20 protein-coding genes and 1 pseudogene are annotated in these 22,383 nt (G+C 39.5%); 20 read left to right on the top strand and 1 reads right to left on the bottom strand.

Going from position 1 to position 22,383, the window contains the following annotated elements; genetic code table 11:
* Positions 1–7 precede the first annotated feature (7 nt).
* The 20 genes and pseudogenes from PHAL_RS0121525 to glmU all read left to right on the top strand — a co-directional run bounded on the left by PHAL_RS0121525 (position 8) and on the right by glmU (position 19,511).
* Positions 8–1,312, top strand: coding sequence for a TolC family outer membrane protein (locus PHAL_RS0121525; protein ID WP_016710508.1), 1,305 nt, complete (start codon positions 8–10; stop codon positions 1,310–1,312).
* A gap of 5 nt (positions 1,313–1,317) precedes the next feature.
* Positions 1,318–1,890, top strand: coding sequence for an OmpA family protein (locus tag PHAL_RS23335; RefSeq protein WP_016710507.1), 573 nt, complete (start codon positions 1,318–1,320; stop codon positions 1,888–1,890).
* 102 nt (positions 1,891–1,992) lie between these two features.
* Positions 1,993–2,775: pseudogene (locus PHAL_RS23330) on the top strand (isocitrate lyase/PEP mutase family protein).
* A gap of 636 nt (positions 2,776–3,411) precedes the next feature.
* On the top strand, positions 3,412–3,858 hold the full coding sequence (locus PHAL_RS0121510; protein WP_016710504.1) for a flavodoxin domain-containing protein: 447 nt from the start codon (positions 3,412–3,414) through the stop codon (positions 3,856–3,858).
* 431 nt (positions 3,859–4,289) lie between these two features.
* On the top strand, positions 4,290–6,179 hold the full coding sequence (gene mnmG, locus PHAL_RS0121505; protein WP_016710503.1) for a tRNA uridine-5-carboxymethylaminomethyl(34) synthesis enzyme MnmG: 1,890 nt from the start codon (positions 4,290–4,292) through the stop codon (positions 6,177–6,179).
* Between the two features lie 15 nt (positions 6,180–6,194).
* On the top strand, positions 6,195–6,815 hold the full coding sequence (gene rsmG / locus PHAL_RS0121500; RefSeq protein WP_016710502.1) for a 16S rRNA (guanine(527)-N(7))-methyltransferase RsmG: 621 nt from the start codon (positions 6,195–6,197) through the stop codon (positions 6,813–6,815).
* Positions 6,816–6,829: 14 nt separating this feature from the next.
* Positions 6,830–7,615 (top strand): ParA family protein, encoded by a 786-nt coding sequence (locus PHAL_RS0121495; protein ID WP_016710501.1) that lies wholly within the window; start codon positions 6,830–6,832, stop codon positions 7,613–7,615.
* A 17-nt stretch (positions 7,616–7,632) separates the two neighbouring features.
* On the top strand, positions 7,633–8,550 hold the full coding sequence (locus PHAL_RS0121490; protein ID WP_016710500.1) for a ParB/RepB/Spo0J family partition protein: 918 nt from the start codon (positions 7,633–7,635) through the stop codon (positions 8,548–8,550).
* Between the two features lie 142 nt (positions 8,551–8,692).
* A complete protein-coding gene (locus tag PHAL_RS0121485; RefSeq protein ID WP_016710499.1) occupies positions 8,693–9,073 on the top strand; it encodes an ATP synthase subunit I in 381 nt (126 codons plus the stop codon).
* A gap of 15 nt (positions 9,074–9,088) precedes the next feature.
* Positions 9,089–9,943: a F0F1 ATP synthase subunit A gene (gene atpB / locus PHAL_RS0121480; RefSeq protein WP_016710498.1), complete on the top strand. Its 855-nt coding sequence runs from the start codon at positions 9,089–9,091 to the stop codon at positions 9,941–9,943.
* Positions 9,944–10,003: 60 nt separating this feature from the next.
* A complete protein-coding gene (atpE, locus tag PHAL_RS0121475) occupies positions 10,004–10,237 on the top strand; it encodes a F0F1 ATP synthase subunit C (RefSeq protein ID WP_004588071.1) in 234 nt (77 codons plus the stop codon).
* Between the two features lie 41 nt (positions 10,238–10,278).
* Positions 10,279–10,749: a F0F1 ATP synthase subunit B gene (atpF, locus tag PHAL_RS0121470; protein ID WP_016710497.1), complete on the top strand. Its 471-nt coding sequence runs from the start codon at positions 10,279–10,281 to the stop codon at positions 10,747–10,749.
* 16 nt (positions 10,750–10,765) lie between these two features.
* On the top strand, positions 10,766–11,299 hold the full coding sequence (gene atpH / locus PHAL_RS0121465) for a F0F1 ATP synthase subunit delta (protein WP_016710496.1): 534 nt from the start codon (positions 10,766–10,768) through the stop codon (positions 11,297–11,299).
* A gap of 14 nt (positions 11,300–11,313) precedes the next feature.
* Positions 11,314–12,855: a F0F1 ATP synthase subunit alpha gene (atpA, locus tag PHAL_RS0121460; RefSeq protein WP_016710495.1), complete on the top strand. Its 1,542-nt coding sequence runs from the start codon at positions 11,314–11,316 to the stop codon at positions 12,853–12,855.
* A 60-nt stretch (positions 12,856–12,915) separates the two neighbouring features.
* Complete coding sequence (gene atpG / locus PHAL_RS0121455; RefSeq protein WP_016710494.1) at positions 12,916–13,776, top strand: F0F1 ATP synthase subunit gamma; 861 nt, start codon at positions 12,916–12,918, stop codon at positions 13,774–13,776.
* A 33-nt stretch (positions 13,777–13,809) separates the two neighbouring features.
* Positions 13,810–15,195: a F0F1 ATP synthase subunit beta gene (gene atpD / locus PHAL_RS0121450; protein ID WP_016710493.1), complete on the top strand. Its 1,386-nt coding sequence runs from the start codon at positions 13,810–13,812 to the stop codon at positions 15,193–15,195.
* A 13-nt stretch (positions 15,196–15,208) separates the two neighbouring features.
* Entirely contained in the window at positions 15,209–15,631 is a 423-nt protein-coding gene (locus tag PHAL_RS0121445) for a F0F1 ATP synthase subunit epsilon (protein ID WP_016710492.1), read from the top strand.
* 164 nt (positions 15,632–15,795) lie between these two features.
* Entirely contained in the window at positions 15,796–17,538 is a 1,743-nt protein-coding gene (locus PHAL_RS23325) for a winged helix-turn-helix domain-containing protein (RefSeq protein ID WP_016710491.1), read from the top strand.
* Between the two features lie 131 nt (positions 17,539–17,669).
* Positions 17,670–17,900 carry a hypothetical protein gene (locus tag PHAL_RS24190; protein WP_138973984.1) on the top strand — a complete coding sequence of 77 codons (231 nt, stop codon included), beginning with the start codon at positions 17,670–17,672 and terminating at the stop codon, positions 17,898–17,900.
* Between the two features lie 252 nt (positions 17,901–18,152).
* Positions 18,153–19,511, top strand: coding sequence for a bifunctional UDP-N-acetylglucosamine diphosphorylase/glucosamine-1-phosphate N-acetyltransferase GlmU (glmU, locus tag PHAL_RS0121435; protein ID WP_016710489.1), 1,359 nt, complete (start codon positions 18,153–18,155; stop codon positions 19,509–19,511).
* A 111-nt stretch (positions 19,512–19,622) separates the two neighbouring features.
* On the opposite strand, the gene PHAL_RS0121430 is transcribed toward glmU, so the two are convergent.
* Positions 19,623–21,722 carry a TonB-dependent siderophore receptor gene (locus PHAL_RS0121430; RefSeq protein WP_016710488.1) on the bottom strand — a complete coding sequence of 700 codons (2,100 nt, stop codon included), beginning with the start codon at positions 21,720–21,722 and terminating at the stop codon, positions 19,623–19,625.
* Positions 21,723–22,383 lie beyond the last annotated feature (661 nt).

The raw sequence follows: 22,383 nt of genomic DNA, 5'->3' as shown, positions 1-22,383 counted from the left end.
ACACGGAATGCGTATTTTAGCTATACTCCCATTAATTGCATTGAGTGGTACTGCTCATGCTTTAACACTCGAACAGTCAGTTGCTGAAGCACTCAACAAAAATCCGCGCTTATTACAAAAATATGCGCACTTTGAGGCAAAATATCGTGATAAACGCACCGCGTTTAGCGAATATTTACCACAAATTAGGCTTTATGCTGCTTATGGCTACGAAAATGTCACCAATAACAGCGGTAACGCCGTTGATACAGAGATGGATCGCCGTGAATTGGGCCTAAAAATCTCACAAATGCTGTTTGATGGCTTTAAAACTTCATCTGATGTAGCACGACTTGATTATGAAATGCGTGCAGATCAGCAAAGCTTAGTGTCAGAAGCAGAAAACATTGGCCTAGAAGTAAGCCAAGTATATTTAGATCTGATCAAAGCCCAAGAAATAGTTAAATTACAACAAAAAAATGTGGTCGATCACCAAAATATATTAAAAGATATTCAAAGTCGAAAGTCCAAAGGACTTAGTAGCGATGCCGATGTTGCTCAAGTACAAGCTCGCTTAACGACCGCACAATCAGGCTTATTAGCAGCAAAAAATAATCAATTCGATTTAGAGGCTAATTACTATGATCTAGTAGGTAGTTATCCTGATAATCTAATGATCCCAAAGCCTGATGCCAACTATTTACCTACGGATTTAAAACAAGCAATTGACTTGGCAGTTACTTCACACCCTGAGGTAAGCGCTGCTAATTTAGATATCAATGCCGCCAGTAAACAAATAGAGCGCGATAAAAGTGGTTATTGGCCTAAACTAGCTCTTGAGCTTGATGTGAATGATAACGAAAACATTGGTGGCTTTGAGGGCCCAGATGATGACGCGCGTATCATGCTGACCATGAGTTATGATCTCTATAATGGCGGTCGCACTAATGCTAAAACAGAAGCCTCAAAATGGCGCTATCAAGAAGCCACCGCTGTACGCGATAACACTCTTCGACAAGTTACAGAAGGCACTAAGTTAGCTTGGAATGCCTATACTTTTGTAGGCGAGCAAAAAAACTTCTACCAACAAAATGTCGATTTTGCCAGCCAAGCACAGCAAGGCTACGATAAACAATTTGATTTAGGGCGACGCTCACTATTAGATGTTCTGGATTCTAAGATTGAACTATTTGTTGCTCGTCGTAACTACCTAAATGCCGCATTTGATGAACGTAAAGCTAGCTATCGTTTGATTAATGCAACAGGAAAGCTGGTGGAAGCACTGCGTGTTGATACACCAGAAGCATGGCGTTTAGAAGACGATAAGGAATAATCATCATGAAAAATTTATTATTAATTGTAACTATTTTAGGCCTTAGCGGCTGCGCCTCAGATGCTGTTCTATACGCCCCACAAGAACAATCACGGGATCTATATGATAGCGATGTCGATGGTGTAATTAATGCCCGTGACAATTGCGCACAAACGCAAGATCAAGCAATGACTGATAACGACGGCTGCCCAACAGCAACAAACATTCCACAAGCTGATATACGTGTTATTGATTTTGGTTTTGATAAAGATAAATTAACGCCGCAAGAGCAAGTTAAAGTGATCGAACTTGCCGAAGAAATGAAGCAATATACGCAAACTCAGTTATATTTAATTGGTGATACCAGTATTGAAGGCACTGATGAATACAATCGTAAGCTTGCTCAACGTCGTATTAAAACGGTCACAGATATACTTATTGCGAATGGCGTAAGTAGCAGTCGCTTGCAAACAGAAACCTATGAATACCCTATTCATATGCCGAAAAACCTTGCCGGTCGTGATACTCGCCTGATTGCTGTATTAAGTCTTCCAGATTCAACAGGCTACAAAAAACAGTGGCAGCTTTACGGTAATTAAAAGCCATAAAAACCTTAGCCGCCTTGGCTAAGGTTTTTTTATGCCAATAGCGTTCAATACCGAATTTGGCCAGCATAAACAACACATTCTTTTATAGTCATAATGAAATTCAACACAGAGATCATTATGAATAAATTTAAAATCTTTCACCAATTGCATAACGACATATTACTATTACCAAACGCATGGGATCCTCTCAGCGCTCTGCTATTAGAACAAGCAGGTTTTGCAGCAATAGCCACAACCAGTTGAGGAATGGCGCAAGCTCGTGGCCAACAAGATGGTGAGCAATGCTCATTTGCAGAATTTTTAAATCAACTAAAACCAATTGTAAATGCGGTTAGTATCCCTATTTCTGTCGATATTGAATCGGGGTACAGTAATGATATAAACACCATTTGTCAGCATGTTTTAGCCGTCGCAAAATTAGGGGCTGTGGGTATAAATATAGAAGATTCTGATATAAAAACGGGCAAATTACGCACTCAAAAACAGCAAATAGCTATCCTATCTGCCATTAAAGAAACTCTAAATAAGCACGGATTTTCGCAATTATTTATAAATGCACGAACAGACTGTTTCCTGCAAACAGCTAAAATAGGCCCAACAATAACCAGATCTTTAGCATATCAAGCGGCCGGCATTGATGGAGTATTCGTCCCTGGATTAACTGATTCAGCAGCAATAAAACAACTAAAAACTGCGTTAAGTGTGCCACTAAATATAATGGCTGATGATTTAGCAACCGATTCAAATAGCTTATTTACTCAAGGCGTGCAGCGCTTTTCGCTGGGAAATAGCTTATTTGATGCGACAAAACACTTTATTTTAACGGCCAGTTGTACCTTTAATAACGCTAAAAATTGCGATCATTTATTCCAGTGATAGTTTTTCAACGCAAAATAGATAACGTAAAGATCAAAATTAGTGACGGAAATACCAACATATCTGAAAATTGATCTAACAGAGCCCAAATTGTTATCCACAATTTGGGCTTTTTTATGCATTTTTAATAAAGTGATCCGTTTTAAACATACTACTTATTAAATAAAACCACCTATAAAGTACAAAAAAACTACAAACAAGTCTTTTATTGCTGTTTATTTTCTACTTACCCTCTATTTTTAGCTCATTTCTAACTTTCTCAAAATTTACTTTTCACAATAATGATCCTTATCAACAGTCGATCTATCCACATAATGATCGCCATTTATAAAATTATAAACAATCTTATAATTGATCATCTATAAAATGAAAGATCAATTACTTAGCATAAAAAAAATAACTAAAAATAAATACTTGATGTTATTTCCCCACTTTTTATCAACAGCTTGATCAGATGATTACATATTGGAATAAGTTATTTAACATTATAAATATCAGACACTTAAAATAATAAAAGGGAAAATAACAACATTTGTACCTAAAAAACTTATACATAAAGTATGTTCAGGGCTTTACTGCTGAATAAACTCAGTTATTATAAGCGCACTAATAACCCATTGTGTGATCAGCTCAAGAATGACCTCAGTCAATATCATTATAGGTAGCCAAATGGGATCTGCGGAATACGTAGGTGAACAACTTGCAGAGCAGTTAATTTCCCAAGGGATCGCGACAGAAGTCCATGATCAACCTAACTTTTTTGAAATAAATCAAGAAAATACAACTTGGTTACTTTGTACCTCAACTTATGGCGCTGGGGATTACCCTGAAAACCTTTTAGCTTTTGTAGAAGACATTAATCAAGTTAATGATTTAAAAGGCTTAAAGTTCTCAGTGATCGGCTTAGGAGATACAAGTTACGATAATTACAACCTTGCAGGCCGTAACCTTGAGCAACTGTTACTTAGCAAAGGTGCCAGCTGTGTAGCAGAACGTTTAGAGTTAAATATTCTTGATGAACAACTGCCCGAAGACACTGCACTAGCCTGGTTACCTAGTTGGATCGAAAAAATACGTGCATAGAATCAAGTTAACAACTTAGATCCACCCGAAAAGTTACCCACAATTTACTGACTATTTAGATCTAATTGTGGATAAACTATGATCTAACTGCGATTTAAAGGTATCTTATCCATTGGATAAGATCTGATCCAATACCCCCTGTGTATAAAGAGCCTTTTTGATCAGAGCTTATATTCAGTTAGATCTGATCATATCAACACCTTTAGATCCGATCTAACTTAATGTTTTAATAAGTAAATTAAGCCTTATCAACAGAAATAGTGTTCAGTAGTAGTAATAGAAATAAAAGATCTCTTTAAAAGATCCTTTATATTATTAGAGATCATTTACTTAGATCTTGCCGATAGTTTAATCATTTATCTTCTGACAATTTATAGGTAGAATACGCTCCCCCTTGGAAGTTTGCTGGTTGATTTAAGTAGGATCCCGAAATGATTTTTCACGAAAATTTTGATGTTATTGTTGTTGGTGGTGGACATGCAGGTACAGAAGCTGCGTTAGCTGCTGCGCGTATGGGTATGAATACCCTACTGCTGACTCATAATATGGATACCCTTGGTCAAATGTCATGTAATCCAGCAATTGGTGGCATTGGCAAAGGTCACTTGGTCAAAGAAATTGATGCACTGGGCGGCGCAATGGCACAAGCGATCGATAAAGGTGGCATCCAGTTTCGAACTTTAAATTCTTCGAAAGGCCCTGCTGTTCGTGCAACTCGCGCGCAAGCTGATCGCGCATTATATAAAGCTGCTATCCAAGATATTTTACAACACCAAGAAAACTTAAAGATCTTTCAACAATCATGTGATGATCTGATCGTTGAAAACAATAAAGTTACCGGTGTAGTAACCCAAATGGGCCTACGTTTTAGTGCTCCATCAGTTGTATTGACTGTAGGTACTTTCCTCGGTGGACAGATCCATATTGGTTTAGAAAACTTTAAAGGTGGTCGTGCGGGTGATCCACCTTCAATTGCCTTAGCAAAGCGTTTACGTGAATTACCATTTCGTGTTGATCGCTTAAAAACAGGCACGCCACCACGAATTGATGCACGCACTGTCGATTTTACTAAAATGCAGGAACAACCAGGTGATGCGCCAACCCCTGTATTTTCATTCATGGGTAAACAAACAGATCACCCACAACAGATCCCATGTTATATCACTTATACTAATGAAAAAACCCATGAGGTGATCCGTAATAACTTACACCGTTCACCAATGTATTCAGGTGTAATTGAAGGAATTGGCCCGCGCTACTGCCCTTCTATTGAAGATAAAATTGTTCGTTTTGCTGATAAAGATAAGCACCAAATTTTTGTTGAGCCAGAAGGTTTAACCTCTTATGAGCTATACCCTAATGGTATATCAACAAGCTTACCATTTGATGTACAACTTGAAATTGTACAGTCGATCACCGGTTTTGAAAATGCCCATATTTGTCGCCCAGGCTACGCTATTGAGTATGATTTCTTCGATCCACGAGATCTTAAAAAGTCATTAGAAACTAAATTTATTGACGGTTTATTCTTTGCTGGTCAAATAAATGGTACTACAGGCTATGAAGAAGCCGGTGCGCAAGGTCTGATTGCAGGTATGAATGCAGCATTACAAGTACAAGGTAAAGAACCTTGGACACCACGCCGTGATGAAGCTTATGTAGGCGTATTGATTGATGACTTAACAACACTCGGTACTAAAGAACCATACCGTATGTTTACTAGCCGTGCTGAATACCGCTTATTGTTACGTGAAGATAATGCTGATATCCGTTTAACAGCTAAAGGTCGTGAGTTAGGCTTGGTTAATGACGAGCGCTGGCAGGCATTTAATGAAAAAATGGATATTATAGCGAAAGAATCACAACGTATTAAAGATGTTTGGATCCATAAAGATCATGCCGTTATTGATCAAGTAAATAGCTTACTAAAAACGCCATTAACCCGTGAAGCAAGTTTAGAAGAGTTATTACGTCGTCCTGAGATCCGCTATAACGATCTTATGGCGATCGAAGGTTTAGGATCAGAGTTTGATCACGCCGCTGCATTAGAACAAGTTGAGATCCATACAAAATACGCGGGTTATATTGCACGCCAGCAAGATGAGATCAATAAACAACTTCGTCATGAGTTAACTGTGCTACCTAAAGATTATGATTATTCGGTTGTTTCAGGTTTATCAAATGAAGTTGTAGCTAAGTTAACTGCTGCTCGTCCTGATACAATAGGCCAAGCATCGCGCATTTCTGGTATCACGCCTGCGGCTATTTCGCTATTATTAGTGTATCTAAAGAAGCAAGGTTTACTGCGTAAAATTGCGTAGTCATTAAGGAATATTGTGTTACAGCAACAATTAACTACTTTGTTAGCGCAAACTGATATTGCGCTAACCGAAAAACAACAGCAACAACTTGTTCAATATGTTGAGTTACTTAATAAATGGAACAAAGCTTATAATTTAACCTCAGTACGTTTACCTGAGGATATGATGATTAAACACATCATGGATAGCTTGGTTGTTGCTCCTCACCTACCCGGTCATCATTATATTGATGTTGGCACAGGTCCTGGTCTTCCGGGTATCGTTTTGGCCATTGCTTTACCTGATACACAATTTATTTTATTAGATAGTTTAGGTAAGCGAGTTCGTTTTTTAATGCAGGTTAAACACGAACTTGGCCTTAAAAATGTAACCCCTGTGCAGTCTAGAGTTGAAGATTATCAACCAAGTGTTAAATTAGATGGTGTTTTAAGTCGCGCATTTGCCTCTTTACAAGATATGGTTGACTGGTGTTCACACTTGATTGATCATTCAGGTAAATTTATTGCTTTAAAAGGCGTGTTTCCAAGTGAAGAGCTAGACTCATTACCTTCGGGTATCAAATTTGAGCAAAAAATTTCCTTGGAAGTACCAGAGTTAGATGCGCAAAGGCATTTAATTATTCTATCTAAAGACTAGGGATCAGAAACACTGTGGCAAAAGTCATCGCAATAGCAAACCAAAAAGGTGGTGTGGGTAAAACCACCACTGCGGTAAATCTCGCAGCTTCAATGGCCGCAACCAAACGCAAAGTGCTACTGATTGATCTTGATCCACAAGGCAATGCGACTATGGGTAGTGGCGTTGATAAATACGGTGATGTAGCAACAATTTATGATTTATTAATCGAAGATAAACCGATTGATGATGTTGTTTGTAAAGAAACCTCAGGTGAATATCATTTAATTGCCGCTAACGGTGATGTAACCGCTGCTGAAGTCAAGTTGATGGAGCTGTATGCGCGTGAAGTACGTTTGCGCAATGCCTTGGAAAAAATATCTGATCAGTACGAGTTTATTTTCATTGATTGTCCTCCATCGTTGAATATGTTGACAGTTAATGCGATGGCGGCCGCTGATTCTATTTTAGTGCCTATGCAATGTGAGTATTACGCTTTAGAAGGCTTAACCGCATTAATGGACACCATTACCCAATTAGCTAAGTTAGTTAATCCAAAACTACAAATTGAAGGGATTTTACGTACTATGTATGATCCACGTAATCGTTTGGCTAATGATGTATCTGAACAACTTAAACAGCATTTTGGCGATAAAGTATACCGCACTGTGATCCCACGTAATGTCCGTTTAGCTGAAGCGCCCAGTTTTGGTGCACCTGCTATGTATTATGACCGGGCATCAAGTGGTGCTAAAGCGTATTTAGCATTAGCCGGTGAAATGTTACGCAGAAAAGAAAAAATATCCCCAATCGTCGCCTAACTTGAGGTAAAAAGAACATGTCTGCTAAAAAACGTGGCTTAGGCCGAGGACTCGATGCTTTATTAAGTTCGTCAAAACCAGCACCGAGTATCGACAAAGAACAACTCAATACGAGTGAGCAGGATGTTATTGTTCAGCCTACTAGTGGTGAGTTACAAAAGCTACCAATTGAATTCTTACATTCAGGCAAATATCAGCCACGCAAAGACATGTCAGAAGAAGCGCTTGAAGAGCTTGCTAGTTCAATTCGTTCGCAAGGCATTATTCAACCTATCGTAGTGCGTCCTGTTGCGCAGGATAGTTATGAAATTATCGCTGGTGAGCGTCGCTGGCGCGCTGCACAACTAGCCAAACTTGATGTTGTACCATGTATAATCAAAGATGTACCAGATGAAGCAGCTGTGGCTATCGCACTGATTGAGAATATTCAGCGTGAAGATTTAAATGCCATGGAAGAAGCCGTTGCGTTACATCGTTTATTAACTGAATTTGAATTAACTCATCAACAAGTAGCGGATGCGGTTGGCAAATCTCGTACCACTGTCACCAATTTATTACGACTAAATAATCTTAATGATGATGTTAAAATTTTGTTGGAACATGGTGACATTGAAATGGGCCATGCACGTTGTTTATTAGCCCTTGAAGGTGAAGCGCAATCTGATGCCGCCCGACTTGCTGTAGCGAAAGCACTCACAGTACGTGAAACGGAAAAACTCGTTCGTTCAATCTTAGAGCCCGCCCCTAAAAAAGAAACTGTTAAAAAAGATCCAGATGTCATACAGTTAGAGTTGAAATTAGCTGAAAATCTCGGGGCTAAAGTAGAAATTAACTACAATAAAAAAGGCAAAGGAAATTTGGTTATTTCCTATACTAATTTAGAAGAGTTAGATGGCATTTTAAGCCGTATAAATGCCGAAAGTTTAGAGCATTAATAAATATCATGTCCAAAAAGAGACATTCGTCGCAAATTTGCACCACAATACACCGACTCAAGTTGCAAAACTGGCAGGAATCAGTATAATTTCGCCAGTTTTCATGCCCTGACAAATAGAACGCCAATAAGGTTAACTAAAAGTGACAAATAAGTTAGCAGCGCCTTATCGATTGGCTGCATTAAAATTAATCTATTTGCAAGGTAGTGTAGCCCTAGTTGCTGCCATAATCGTTTTTATCGGTTGGGGAGTAAGTGCCGGTCTCTCAGCATTAGCTGGAGGCGCTGTAGCCTTACTTCCTCACTGTGTATTTGCCATCTATGCATTCAGATATATGGGTGCAAGCAGAGCAGATCAAGCGTATGCCTCGTTAAAACGTGGTAACGGACTAAAATTTATGCTGACAATCGTATTGTTTGCGTTAGTACTAAAGCATTTTCCGGTAATTTTATTACCTTTCTTTAGTTGTTATGTACTCGCGTTATTTACTGGATTGTTTGCGCCCGTTTTTTTTAAACATTAACTTTTGGGATATAACATGGCTGAAGAAGTGACTATATCAAGCCATATCCAGCACCACTTAACCAATGCTAAGATGTGCTCGACCGATACCGGTCTTGCCTTCAACAAAGCATGTGCGGACAGTGGCTTCTGGACATGGCATATAGATACCCTCGCATGGTCTATTGGACTAGGTCTAGTATTTTTATGGATCTTCCGTAGTGCCGCTAAAAAATCAACAATTGGTGTACCAGGAAAATTTCAATGCTTTATTGAAATGATCGTTGAGTTCGTTGGTGACAACGTACGCGATACCTTCCATGGCAAAAGCAAGTTAATTGCACCATTAGCATTAACAATATTCGTTTGGATATTCTTAATGAACTTAATGGATTTAATACCTGTTGACTTCTTACCTGCATTTGCTGGATTTGTTGGCGAAAACGCATTTGGTATGGATTCTCATGACGTATACATGAAAATCGTACCTACCACTGATATCAACTTAACCGCTGCTTTAGCATTAGGCGTGTTTATTTTGATGATCGGTTACTCAATTAAAATCAAGGGTATTACTGGTTTTATTGCTGAGCTTACACTTCACCCGTTTAGCTCAAACAACAAACTGGCGATGATTTTCTTAATCCCTTGTAACTTATTACTAGAACTAATTGCACTTGTGTCTAAGCCTTTCTCGTTAGCACTACGTTTGTTCGGTAACTTGTATGCTGGTGAGTTGATATTCATCTTGATCGGCGCAGTAGGTTTAATGCAACTACCGTTGCACTTTGTTTGGGCTGTATTCCACATCTTAGTTATCGTATTGCAAGCATTCGTATTTATGATGCTGACTATCGTATACCTAAGCATGGCGAGCTCAGATAATCACTAATTTATATATTTACAATTTTACTTTTAACTTTAATTTACAATTGAAACTTTGGAGAAAAAAATGGAACTAGTATTAGGTCTTAAGTACATCGCAGTTGCTTTACTTATCGGTTTTGGTGCAATCGGCACTGCAATCGGCTTCGGTAACATGGGTGGTAAATTCCTAGAAGCATGTGCGCGTCAACCTGAGCTTGCACCTTCACTACAAGTTAAGATGTTCATCCTTGCTGGTCTTATCGATGCTGTTGCAATGATCGGTGTTGGTATCGCGATGGTAATCTTGTTCGTACTTTAATTTTATTTTTTGAACAGCTTACTATTTAAGGAGGAGCGGTCGTGAACTTAAACGCCACTCTTATCGGTGAACTAATTGCATTTACGGTGTTCGTACTTTTTTGTATGAAATTCGTATGGCCACCACTAAACGGTGCAATTGAAGCTCGCCAGAAGAAAATCGAAGATGGTTTAGCTGCCTCTGATAGAGCCGAAAAAGACTTAGAACTTGCGCAAAAGAAAGCTGCTGAACAGCTTAAAGATGCAAAAGCTCAAGCGGCTGATATCATTGATCAAGCTAAAAAGCGTGCCGTGCTAATTGTTGACGAAGAAACTGTTCGTGGTCAGCAAGAGCGTGAAAAAATTATTGCTCAAGGGCATTCTGAAATCGAATCAGAGCGTAACCGTGTAACTGAAGAGCTACGTAAACAAGTAGCTACTCTTGCAGTGGTTGGTGCTGAACGTATTTTAGAGCGCGAAATCAATCAAGCCGCACACAGTGACATCGTTGAAAAACTTGTCGCTGAGCTGTAATTAGGAGGGTATGAGCATGTCTGAATTGACTACTATCGCTCGCCCATACGCTAAAGCGGCTTTTGAACTTGCCGTTGAAAAAGGCACTATTGAAAGCTGGAATGATATGTTGTTTTTTGCTGGCCAAGTTGCCAGCAATGAACAAGCATCAAGCATTTTAGCTGGATTGCCTACTGCTACTGCACAAGCTGAGTTATTTAACAAAATTTGTGCTGAGCAGCTCAACGAACAAGGTCAGAACCTAGTGAAGGTGATGGCTGAAAATGGACGTTTGATAGCCCTACCTGCAGTTGCAGAGTTATTTGCTGAGTTTAAAGCAGAATACGATAAAGAAATCGAAGTAGACGTGATTTCGGCAACACCTCTTGCTGCAGCGCAGCAGGAGACATTGGTAGCGGCACTTGAAAAACGTTTCGCACGCAAAGTTAAGCTGAATTGTAGTGAAGACGCAACAGTCGTTGGCGGACTTATTATTAAGTCTGGCGACACTGTTATCGACGGCTCAGTACGCGGTAAATTAAACCGCCTAGCCACAACACTACAATCGTAATTGGGAAAAAGAGCATGCAACTTAATTCCACTGAAATTTCAGATCTGATCAAACAACGTATTGAGCAGTTCGAAGTTGTAAGTGAAGCTCGTAACGAAGGTACTATCGTATCTGTTACAGACGGTATCATCCGCATTCACGGTCTAGCTGACTGTATGCAAGGTGAAATGATTGAGCTTCCTGGCAACCGTTATGCTATCGCACTAAACCTTGAGCGTGACTCAATTGGTGCAGTAGTAATGGGTCCATACGCTGACCTTACTGAAGGCGTAAAAGTTTATACAACTGGCCGTATCTTAGAAGTTCCTGTTGGTCGTGGTCTACTTGGTCGTGTTGTAAACACACTAGGTGCCCCTATCGATGGTAAAGGCGCTTTAGATAACGACGGTTTTGAACCTGTAGAAAAAATTGCCCCTGGTGTAATCGAACGTAAATCAGTAGATGAGCCAGTTCAAACTGGTTATAAATCTATTGATGCGATGATCCCAGTTGGTCGTGGTCAACGTGAGCTTATCATCGGTGACCGTCAAACAGGTAAAACTGCACTAGCAATCGATGCAATCATCAACCAAAAAGGCACAGGCGTTAAGTGTGTGTATGTAGCGGTTGGTCAAAAAGCATCTACTATTGCTAACGTAGTACGTAAATTAGAAGAGCACGGTGCACTTGCAAATACTATCGTAGTTGTTGCATCTGCTTCTGAGTCTGCGGCACTTCAGTACTTAGCTCCGTTCTCGGGCTGTACTATGGGTGAATACTTCCGTGACCGTGGTGAAGACGCGCTAATTATCTATGATGATTTATCTAAGCAAGCTGTTGCTTATCGTCAAATCTCATTGCTACTTAAGCGTCCACCAGGTCGTGAAGCATACCCAGGTGACGTATTCTACCTTCACTCTCGTCTTTTAGAGCGTGCATCGCGTGTAAACGCTGAGTACGTTGAGAAATTCACCAATGGTGAAGTGAAAGGTAAAACAGGTTCATTGACGGCATTGCCTATCATTGAAACTCAAGGCGGCGACGTTTCTGCGTTCGTACCGACTAACGTTATCTCTATCACCGATGGTCAGATCTTCTTAGAAACTGACTTATTCAACTCAGGTATCCGTCCGGCAGTAAATGCTGGTATCTCGGTATCGCGTGTTGGTGGTGCTGCACAAACTAAAATCGTTAAGAAACTAGGTGGCGGTATCCGTCTAGCCCTAGCTCAGTACCGTGAATTAGCTGCGTTCTCGCAGTTCGCGTCTGACCTTGATGATGCAACACGTGCTCAACTTGAGCATGGTGAGCGTGTAACAGAGCTAATGAAGCAGAAACAGTACGCGCCAATGTCTGTTGCTGAAATGTCTTTGTCGTTATTTGCAGCTGAGAAAGGTTATCTGAAAGATATCGAAATCGCTAAGATCATGGATTTTGAAGCATCTTTACTTTCTTATGCTAATAGCACATACGCAGAGCTTGTGGCTCAAATCAATGAAACTGGTAACTACAACGCCGAGATCGAAGCGCAACTTAAAGAACTTCTAGAGAAGTTCAAGTCTACGCAAACTTGGTAATTTAGTTATTAATGGTGCGCTTTAGTTTGCTAAAGCACACCTTGATTCGGAGAGAGAGTCATGGCCAGCGGAAAAGAGATTAAAAGCAAGATCGGAAGTATTAAAAATACTCAAAAGATCACTAGCGCAATGGAAATGGTTGCAGCGTCTAAAATGAAAAAGGCGCAAGATCGTGTAGCTTCAAGCCGTCCATACGCTGAAAAATTACGCAAAGTGATTGGTCGTGTTGCTCAAGCAAATCTTGATTTTACTCACCCGTTCTTAGAAGAGCGTGAAGTAAAACGAGTTGGTTATATTGTTATCTCTACAGACCGTGGTCTGTGTGGCGGTTTAAACTCTAACGAGTTTAAAAAAGTTGCATTAGATGTTAAAGCGTGGAAAGAAAAAGGTGTAAACGCTGAGTTTGCAACTTTAGGCAGTAAAGCTGCTGGTTTCTTCCAACGTTTTGGTGGTCAACTACTCGCTAAAAAAGCGGGTTTAGGAGATAAGCCTTCAGTACAAGACATTATTGGTCCTGTAAAAATAATGCTAGATGCATTCTCTGAAGGAAAAATTGACCGTTTATTCTTGGTATATAACAACTTCGTTAATACCATGAAGCAAGAGCCAATTATAGATCAGTTACTCCCTTTGCCAAAAGCTGAAAAAGAAGTATCTGCTTACACATGGGATTACTTATATGAGCCAAACCCAGAGGCTATTTTAGAGTCTTTGTTAGTACGTTTCATTGAGTCTCAAGTATACCAAGGTGTAGTTGAAAACGCTGCCTCTGAACAGGCCGCCCGTATGGTTGCAATGAAAGCTGCAACTGATAACGCTGGCGACCTTATGGATGAGTTACAGCTTGTTTATAACAAGGCCCGTCAAGCGGCAATCACACAAGAAATTAGTGAGATTGTTTCTGGCTCAGCCGCAGTTTAATGCTTCTGGCAAAGATTAACGAGAGGAATAGACATGAGTTTAGGTAAGGTCGTCCAAATTATCGGTGCCGTTGTGGATATTGAGTTTTCACAAGACAACGTGCCAGCCGTATATGACGCGCTAAAAGTAACAGACGGTGATTTAGCTGGTTTGACTCTAGAAGTTCAACAACAGCTAGGTGGCGGTGTGGTACGTACTATCGCACTAGGTACTACTGACGGTTTACGTCGTGGTGCTTTAGTATCAAACACAGGTGAAGCGATTCAAGTTCCAGTTGGTAAAGCAACACTTGGTCGTATCATGAACGTACTTGGTGAGCCAATCGATGAAGCTGGCCCAATCGGCGAAGAAGACCGTATGTCTATTCACCGTGCAGCGCCTACTTACGAAGAGCAATCAAGTTCAGTAGAACTTTTAGAAACTGGTATCAAGGTAATCGACCTTGTATGTCCATTTGCTAAAGGTGGTAAAGTTGGTTTATTCGGTGGTGCCGGTGTTGGTAAAACCGTAAACATGATGGAACTTATCCGTAACATCGCAATCGAGCACAGCGGCTACTCAGTATTCGCAGGTGTTGGTGAGCGTACTCGTGAGGGTAACGATTTCTATCATGAAATGAACGATTCAAACGTACTTGATAAAGTATCGCTTGTATACGGTCAGATGAACGAGCCTCCAGGTAACCGTTTACGCGTAGCGTTAACTGGTCTTACTATGGCTGAAAAGTTCCGTGATGAAGGTCGCGATGTACTTTTCTTCGTAGATAACATCTACCGTTACACGCTTGCTGGTACAGAAGTATCTGCACTACTTGGTCGTATGCCATCAGCGGTAGGTTACCAGCCTACACTTGCTGAAGAAATGGGTGTACTGCAAGAGCGTATCGCTTCAACTAAGACGGGTTCAATTACTTCAATCCAAGCGGTATACGTACCTGCGGATGATTTAACGGATCCATCTCCAGCAACTACCTTTGCTCACTTAGATGCAACAGTAGTACTTTCACGTGATATCGCATCACTTGGTATCTACCCAGCGGTAGATCCACTTGATTCATCTTCACGTCAACTTGACCCATTAGTAATTGGTCAAGAGCACTACGATACAGCACGTGGCGTTCAAACAGTTCTTCAGCGTTATAAAGAACTTAAAGACATCATTGCAATCCTAGGTATGGACGAGCTTTCTGACGAAGATAAGCAACTTGTATCTCGTGCACGTAAAATCCAACGTTTCCTATCTCAGCCATTCTTCGTGGCAGAGGTATTCACAGGATCGCCGGGTAAATACGTGTCACTTAAAGACACAATTGCTGGCTTCAAAGGCATCTTAAACGGTGAATTTGATGATATGCCAGAGCAAGCGTTCTACATGGTTGGCTCTATCGAAGAAGCTCAAGAAAAAGCCAAAAGCATGTAATTAGGAGGGTAGTATGGCAGCTATGACTGTACATCTTGACGTAGTAAGTGCTGAGCAGAGTTTATTTTCTGGTTTAGTTGAATCTATTCAAGTAAGTGGTAGTGAAGGTGAGCTAGGTGTTAATGCTGGTCACGCTCCACTACTAACTGCCCTTAAACCTGGTATGGTACGTTTAGTTAAGCAACATGGTGAAGAAGAGCTCATCTATATTGCTGGCGGTACACTAGAAGTTCAACCGAACATAGTGACTGTCCTTGCAGATACTGCAATTCGTGGTGAAGACCTTGATGAGCAAGCTGCAGAACAAGCTAAACGTGACGCTGAACAACAAATGGCACAAGGTGGAACTGCTGAGCTAGATTATAGCCAAGCAGCGATACAACTAGCTGAAGCAATCGCTCAGTTACGTGTTATTCAGCAATTACGTAATAAGTAAGCCTATCTGGTTTTTTAAAAGCCCACTTTATGTGGGCTTTTTTGTGCCTGTAGAGATGACATGGAAAGACTAAGCTGTTAATCTGCAGTTAATCGTATGTGGTGGTTTATTATCGGAATCAAGCAATAAATAAGCTGCTGTAAGGATATAATGTAAGCGAAAAAATGAAACAAGCAGAGTTTCCTGATTCAGTAATAGAAGTAAAATTTGGTACTTGGTGTTTAAATATAAAGCGGCAAATAATTAATGATGGCATCGTTGAAAAAGAGCTAGAGCCGCTACTGTTTAAAATTTTAAGTTACCTCATCCTAAATAAAAATACTATTATCACCCGCCAAAATCTAATCGATGATGTTTGGTGTCAAAGTTATGTTGATGATAACGCGATAAATAGAGCGATATCAGAACTTAGAAAAATCTTAAAATCCCCTAACCAAGCTGCTTTAGTTGTCAAAACACATTATCGAAAAGGATATAGTTTTGTACCCAATGTTGAGTTTATAGAAAGTGGATACCAAAGCCCGAACTCAAATCCAGTCAATGAGCTAGATTCTAAAGAAGCCGCTAAGCCGGTGGCAAAAAAATACACTGTTTGGGTATTAGCCTTACTGATCATTCTGCTAGCAAGCATTGTAGTTAGCTTATTTAAATGGACAGCTACAAAAAACGAAGTAAAAATCATTGATAAAAGCTATCAAGAAGAGGTTTTGTCAATGAAGGACGGATCTCATTCTTATCTTGTACTTTCACCCAATGAAAAGAACATAGCGTTCATTGTTTCAAAAGGTGGAGTAGGGAATCAATTAATTAATAAGGAACTTGATACAGGAAAAGAAAAATCATTATCAAAACCCGGTTATAAATTATATCCAGTTGGTTGGTCACATAACAATAATGAGATTATCTACTGGCAAAGTAATGGCTTGGATTGTCAGGTATTTATTGTTGATAGTAACTTTTCTGGCGAGAGTCGATATTTGTTTGATTGCTCACATTTACCTTTTTCTGGGCAGGGGGTTAATGATACTAGCCTCGTATATTCTAAATTTGGTTATCGTAATCGGGATGAGCTTGTTGTATTGATGAACCGTAACCTCATAACAGGTGAAGAGTATCAAGTAAGCTCCCCCAATTTAAATTCTTACGGAGATAAATTTTTAGCGTACATAGAAGGTAAAAATAAGGTGGTTTTTGAGCGGCATCAACTCGATTCCAGCGAGTTGTATATTGCAGATATTGAGGGAGGATCTCAAACTCATCTATATACCACTAAGAATCGTATTTGGACATTGAAATATCATCAGGGATCAGATTCATTACTTTGGTACGATAATGTTGATCGTATTCTTTATCAATACTCCCTAGGTAATCAGAAATTGCTTCAAAAAATATCTATGCGAGGGATTTCAGATTATTCATCTACAATGCCATTGAATCCCAGCGAGATGCTCGCGATTGAATACCCATTTAGCGTACGCATTCACCAATTAGATTTGGATAACTTTAATTTTAAAGATATGATGCCAAAAGACATATATCCATTTAATGCGCAAAACACTGATAATGGGTATATTTATTATCTATTTCAAGATGCACAAATAGTTAAGTTAGCTGTATTAGACACTACCACGGGTACTGTGAGTATTAAATCAAATAGTGTTGATTTTAGGGAAATAAGAGTTTCAAGTGATGGGGAAGAACTATTAACAATAAAAGCTAATGAAATTGAGGTTCGTGATACAGCTGAGTTAAATTTAAAAGATACTATTACAATTGATGGCAATATCATCAATGTTGAGTATCTAAATAATAGAAATATTGGCTATATTGTGCGTGGTAATAATACGACCAGTAACAAATCCTATCTGTATGATAGGGAAACAAAAAAAGTATATTGCTACCAATAAGTAATCCAATTTGGTTTGAGCAGCTTTCATCCTCAAAGTATATATTTCTTTCAGCACAAAATAAGTTACAAATTTTTGATAGTTGGAATAATTTAATAACTCACGAGTTTGAAATAAGCCCTGTATTGTATATGCATTCGTTTACTCTTGATGGAGATAAACTTTTTCATTCTGATGGCTTGAATATCTATTTATATGATTTTAGCTTAGGTTTTGAGGTTAAAGCAGAGCTTGTTTACACGCTAAAGGATAATAAACTAATAAGTCAGCTAAGTTATGCGAATGGGCAGGATAGCTTATCGATTACCACCATTGAAACTAACAATAATAAGCTCATAAAAGTGGTTGAAGTGCCCCAGTAACTTTTTAGAGTCGTTGAGATATTTTTCAATAATAAGACAATCGAAATACTGTCATAATATTTTACTTATATCCTTCACCAATCCTCGTTACAATAGTCACAAATAAAGCGAATAATAATTTCAGCTTAGATTCAGTGGCTATTGTTAGATTGCCCATTGAGTAGGTGCACATGATGTGACTTACGTTATCTTGGTTGAATTTACACACGCTTACTCATTCCAATAAAACAAAGAAAGAAGGATATTGTTTTAATGTCTCTGACTACAGTAATTCTTGCTGCGGGTAAAGGTACTCGTATGCGTTCTGCTTTACCTAAGGTATTGCATAAAGTTGCCGGTAAACCTATGGTGCAACACGTTATCGATAATGCTAAAGCACTCGGTGCTACATCGACTAACTTAGTTTATGGTCATGGCGGCGAATTATTACAACAACAACTTGCTGACAACGATGTAAACTGGGTGCTTCAAGCTGAGCAGCTTGGTACTGGCCATGCAGTGGCCCAAGCAAACCCACATATTAATGATGAAGACACTGTATTGGTTTTATACGGTGACGTACCACTGACAAAACAATCAACCCTTGAGCGTTTACTCGCTGCCACACCTGAAAACGGCTTAGCCGTGCTTACTGTAAATTTAGCTAACCCTAATGGTTATGGCCGCATGTTACGTGTTGATGGCAAGCTAGTAGGGATTGTTGAACAAAAAGATGCAAGCGCAGAGCAATTACTTATTAACGAAGTAAACACTGGCATTATGGCTGTTAATGGCAAGCTACTCAAAAGCTGGTTAGGCAACTTATCTAACGAAAACGCGCAAGGTGAATACTACCTCACAGATATAGTCGCCATGGCGCACAGTGAAGGTGTTGAGATCAGCTCAGCACAACCCGATCACCCAATGGAAGTTGAGGGCGCAAACAACCGCGTACAACTTGCAGGCCTTGAGCGCGCGTATCAAGCATGGCAAGCAGAAGAATTAATGTTAAATGGTGCAACACTGGCTGATCCTGCTCGCATTGATGTACGCGGCGAAGTGACAACGGGTGAAGATGTACTAATTGATGTAAACGTTATTTTTGAAGGTAAAGTTACCCTTGGTAACAACGTTGAAGTGGGCCCTAACTGTGTACTTAAAAATTGTACTATTGGCGATAACGTACTTATTAAAGCCAATACCTTAATTGAGGATGCTAGCGTAGCCGATAAGTGCACTTTAGGTCCTTATGCTCGCCTGCGCCCAGGTGCGATTATGGAAGAAGACTCGCATATTGGTAACTTTGTTGAGATGAAAAAAACTCGTTTAGGTAAAGGCTCTAAAGCAAACCACTTAAGTTACTTAGGTGATGCGGAAATTGGCGAAAAAGTTAATATCGGTGCTGGCACTATTACCTGTAACTACGATGGCGTTAATAAATCAAAAACTATTATTGGCGATAATGCTTTTATAGGCTCTAACTCTTCATTGGTTGCTCCTGTAAATATTGGTGCAACAGCAACTGTTGGTGCAGGTTCTGTGATCACTAGCACGGTTGAAGATGAACAGCTCGCAATCGCACGTTCAAAACAGCGCAATTTAACCGGTTGGAAACGCCCAGTTAAAAAATAACTCCTTATTTACATTACCCTAATGTAACAAGAAAGCGAATTATGAAGTGACCCCCAATAGTTGGACATTCCAATTACTGGGGGTCTTTTTATTTTCCAGAGTACATGTTAGTTAGAATGAAGCATTTAAGCTCAGCTCAATACTACGTTCTGCGCCCATCCAGCACTTACTGATATCATAACAAGCACCTACATAACGCTTATCGGTTAAGTTGCTTATAGCTAAACCTAGTCTATAACTATCATTAAAGCGGTAACTGGCTGCGGCATCAAACAAAGTATACCCTGGTACGGTACCAGAGTTTTGTGCATCTAATTGACTTTCACCTACATATCGTACGCCGCCGTTAAATTCTAACGCGTCACTAAAGAAGTAATTTAGCCACAGCGATGCTTGTTGTTCTGCCACCCAAATAGGAGTTTTACCTTCTAGTGTTGGGTTTTGTGGGTTATCGGTTACTTCAACATCCATATCCGTAAGGTTTAATGTTACATCTAATGAGTCATTAAGTTGTTGATAGATGCTCGCTTCAAAACCTTTTGATTGTACTTCGCCATTTTGCGTCTTCTTCATGAAGTCAGGGGTATTAACCACAACATCTTGTTTACGTAGGTCAAAGAAGGCGGCAGTAATTTTTGTGCTTGAATCACTATTATGGTATTTCAAACCTAACTCGATTTGTTCTGCCGTTGTCGGTTTAAATGCTTGCCCTGTTTCACTATCAACTCCGGGGGTGGGCTCGAACGATTCTGAATAACTTGCATATGGAGCAATATTATTTTCAAAAGTATAGATAGCCGCCATTCTATAAGTCGTATCGCTTTGGTCTATTTCTTGGTTACTAGTAGCGCCACTTACCAAGGTATCGGTTAAGCTGTAGTAGTTATCATGGCGTAGACCCGCAATCACTGTAAGCGCATCAATTTTAATTTCATCTTGCAGATAAAAACCGCGTTGTGATTGTTCTAAACGATCAAATTGACGATAAGTATCTAAAGCGGCAGTGGTATCGTCATTAAACTGATTGTAATCAGGATTTGATAAATCTAAGCTTGGGGTACTAGCACCAAAGGTATCAGCATAGTCGAAAGTTGAATCTAGAGTTTGGTATTCAAAACCAAATAAAAGGTGGTGATTGCTATCAGCAAGTTTGAATTGCATAGCGAGTTGGTTATCAACTACAAAGCCTTCCGCATCTTCGATAGTTTTATATGCTGTACGGGATAATACTTTATCTCCATCAGCTAAACCAAAGTCATAACTATTTTGTTGCGTGGCGTCTGCATTGGTGTAGCGGAAATTCTGTAAAAATGATATTGAGTTTGAAAATTCATGGTTTAATTTATAACCAATCATAGTGACTTCGCGGGCAAACTCAGCCCAGTTTTCATCACCAGCATATGCATCAGGCTCCAATTTCCCGTAACTAGCTTCGTAAAGAGTTCCTTTACCGGGAAGGGTTGTTGATGGCACCATCTTAGGATCATCTTGATAATATAAATTAACATTTAAGCTAGTTTGCTCACTAATATCAAAAGTGACAGAAGGTGCAATGGTTATCCTTTCTTCCTCTGTGGTCTGTTGCTGGCCATCGCGACTACGAGCAAGCGCAATGAATCTATAATTCACACCGTCAGTGATCGCGCCTGTGCTATCTACAGCCAGTTCAGCCAAATTATTTGTGCCTATACGTGCTCTAAAGTTATGCTCTGAAATAGCTTGCGGAGTTTTAGCTGTTTGATTGACCATTCCTCCTGGTGGTGCAGAGCCATATAATACAGAAGCCGGGCCTTTTAAAACCTCCACACTTTGCGTTGCAAACGCATCAACTTGTGGAGCTAAGTTATAAGCCAGATTGTATTGCAGAGGTAAACCGTCGTAAAAATTACGGTAACTTTCAAAGCCACGAATCGTGTATTGATCAAAAATAGTCACTGTAGCGCGGTTTTCTGGTGTTATACCTGAAACATAACGCAGAGCCTCATTTACGGTATCCACTTGGCGTAATTCAAGTAACTTACTGTTGTACACTTCAAAACTCATAGGCGACTCAATCGGAGTTAAACTTGATTTAGTCCCCGTTGAACGATAGCTTTTGCCATATACTTCTATGTTTTCTATATCCTCGTCTACTACTTCTGTTGCTAAGCAATAGTTGCTAATTAGACATAATGATATAGCTGATAATCTTAACGTTACTTTCTTCAACACGATTACTCCTTAATTCTATGGAAATAAATAAGCCCGCCTACGTAAACGCGATTAGTATACATTCTCAATTGTAATTGGCAATTCTTTCTATAAAATGGTCATTTTTACAGTTTGTGTGTTTATGGTTGTTTGATTTATGCACAGAAGATAAGGTTTTAAGCATTTTTTGTACTCATTTTATACGGATTTTAAATTAATTTAATAAAACTGAAATAAAGCGTTGACGGCCTCAAGATAATCCCTATAATGCGCATCCACTGACCCGGCAGGCAGCAATGAAAAGCGCTGAACAAACGGTAAGTGAGTCGAGTAAAACTTAATATTAAAACTTCTTAAAATTAAGTGTTGACAAAAATATAGGAAAGCGTAAGATTCGCTTCCCTTGAGTCGCCAAGGCAACTCAAACGTTCTTTAACAATATAAAGCAATCATCTGTGTGGGCACTCGTACAGATTGAGTTCTAACAGCAGATTCTAGTTCGCTAGATGACGCAAACAAATTTAGAGTCTCAATTGAACTGAGTGACCAACAGAATAGTTACTTTTAGTAATTATTCAGCACAGTCAATTCAATATCGAAAGATATTAAATAATTCAGAATTCATTGAGCGTGTCGGCTCTCTTTATGGGAGAAGACAGAAAAAACTTTTAATTGAAGAGTT

Origin of the sequence: Pseudoalteromonas haloplanktis ATCC 14393 (genome assembly GCF_000238355.1) — a bacterium.
GTDB lineage: Bacteria > Pseudomonadota > Gammaproteobacteria > Enterobacterales > Alteromonadaceae > Pseudoalteromonas > Pseudoalteromonas haloplanktis.
This window is presented reverse-complemented; position numbering and strand designations above follow the sequence as displayed.

Coding starts and splice junctions, on each gene's coding strand:
- PHAL_RS0121525 (WP_016710508.1), top strand. CDS start 8: ATGCGTATTTTAGCTATACTCCCATTAATTGCATTGAGTGGTACTGCT.
- PHAL_RS23335 (WP_016710507.1), top strand. CDS start 1,318: ATGAAAAATTTATTATTAATTGTAACTATTTTAGGCCTTAGCGGCTGC.
- PHAL_RS0121510 (WP_016710504.1), top strand. CDS start 3,412: ATGACCTCAGTCAATATCATTATAGGTAGCCAAATGGGATCTGCGGAA.
- mnmG (WP_016710503.1), top strand. CDS start 4,290: ATGATTTTTCACGAAAATTTTGATGTTATTGTTGTTGGTGGTGGACAT.
- PHAL_RS0121490 (WP_016710500.1), top strand. CDS start 7,633: ATGTCTGCTAAAAAACGTGGCTTAGGCCGAGGACTCGATGCTTTATTA.
- atpB (WP_016710498.1), top strand. CDS start 9,089: ATGGCTGAAGAAGTGACTATATCAAGCCATATCCAGCACCACTTAACC.
- atpE (WP_004588071.1), top strand. CDS start 10,004: ATGGAACTAGTATTAGGTCTTAAGTACATCGCAGTTGCTTTACTTATC.
- atpH (WP_016710496.1), top strand. CDS start 10,766: ATGTCTGAATTGACTACTATCGCTCGCCCATACGCTAAAGCGGCTTTT.
- atpA (WP_016710495.1), top strand. CDS start 11,314: ATGCAACTTAATTCCACTGAAATTTCAGATCTGATCAAACAACGTATT.
- atpG (WP_016710494.1), top strand. CDS start 12,916: ATGGCCAGCGGAAAAGAGATTAAAAGCAAGATCGGAAGTATTAAAAAT.
- atpD (WP_016710493.1), top strand. CDS start 13,810: ATGAGTTTAGGTAAGGTCGTCCAAATTATCGGTGCCGTTGTGGATATT.
- PHAL_RS0121445 (WP_016710492.1), top strand. CDS start 15,209: ATGGCAGCTATGACTGTACATCTTGACGTAGTAAGTGCTGAGCAGAGT.
- PHAL_RS23325 (WP_016710491.1), top strand. CDS start 15,796: ATGAAACAAGCAGAGTTTCCTGATTCAGTAATAGAAGTAAAATTTGGT.
- PHAL_RS24190 (WP_138973984.1), top strand. CDS start 17,670: ATGCATTCGTTTACTCTTGATGGAGATAAACTTTTTCATTCTGATGGC.
- glmU (WP_016710489.1), top strand. CDS start 18,153: ATGTCTCTGACTACAGTAATTCTTGCTGCGGGTAAAGGTACTCGTATG.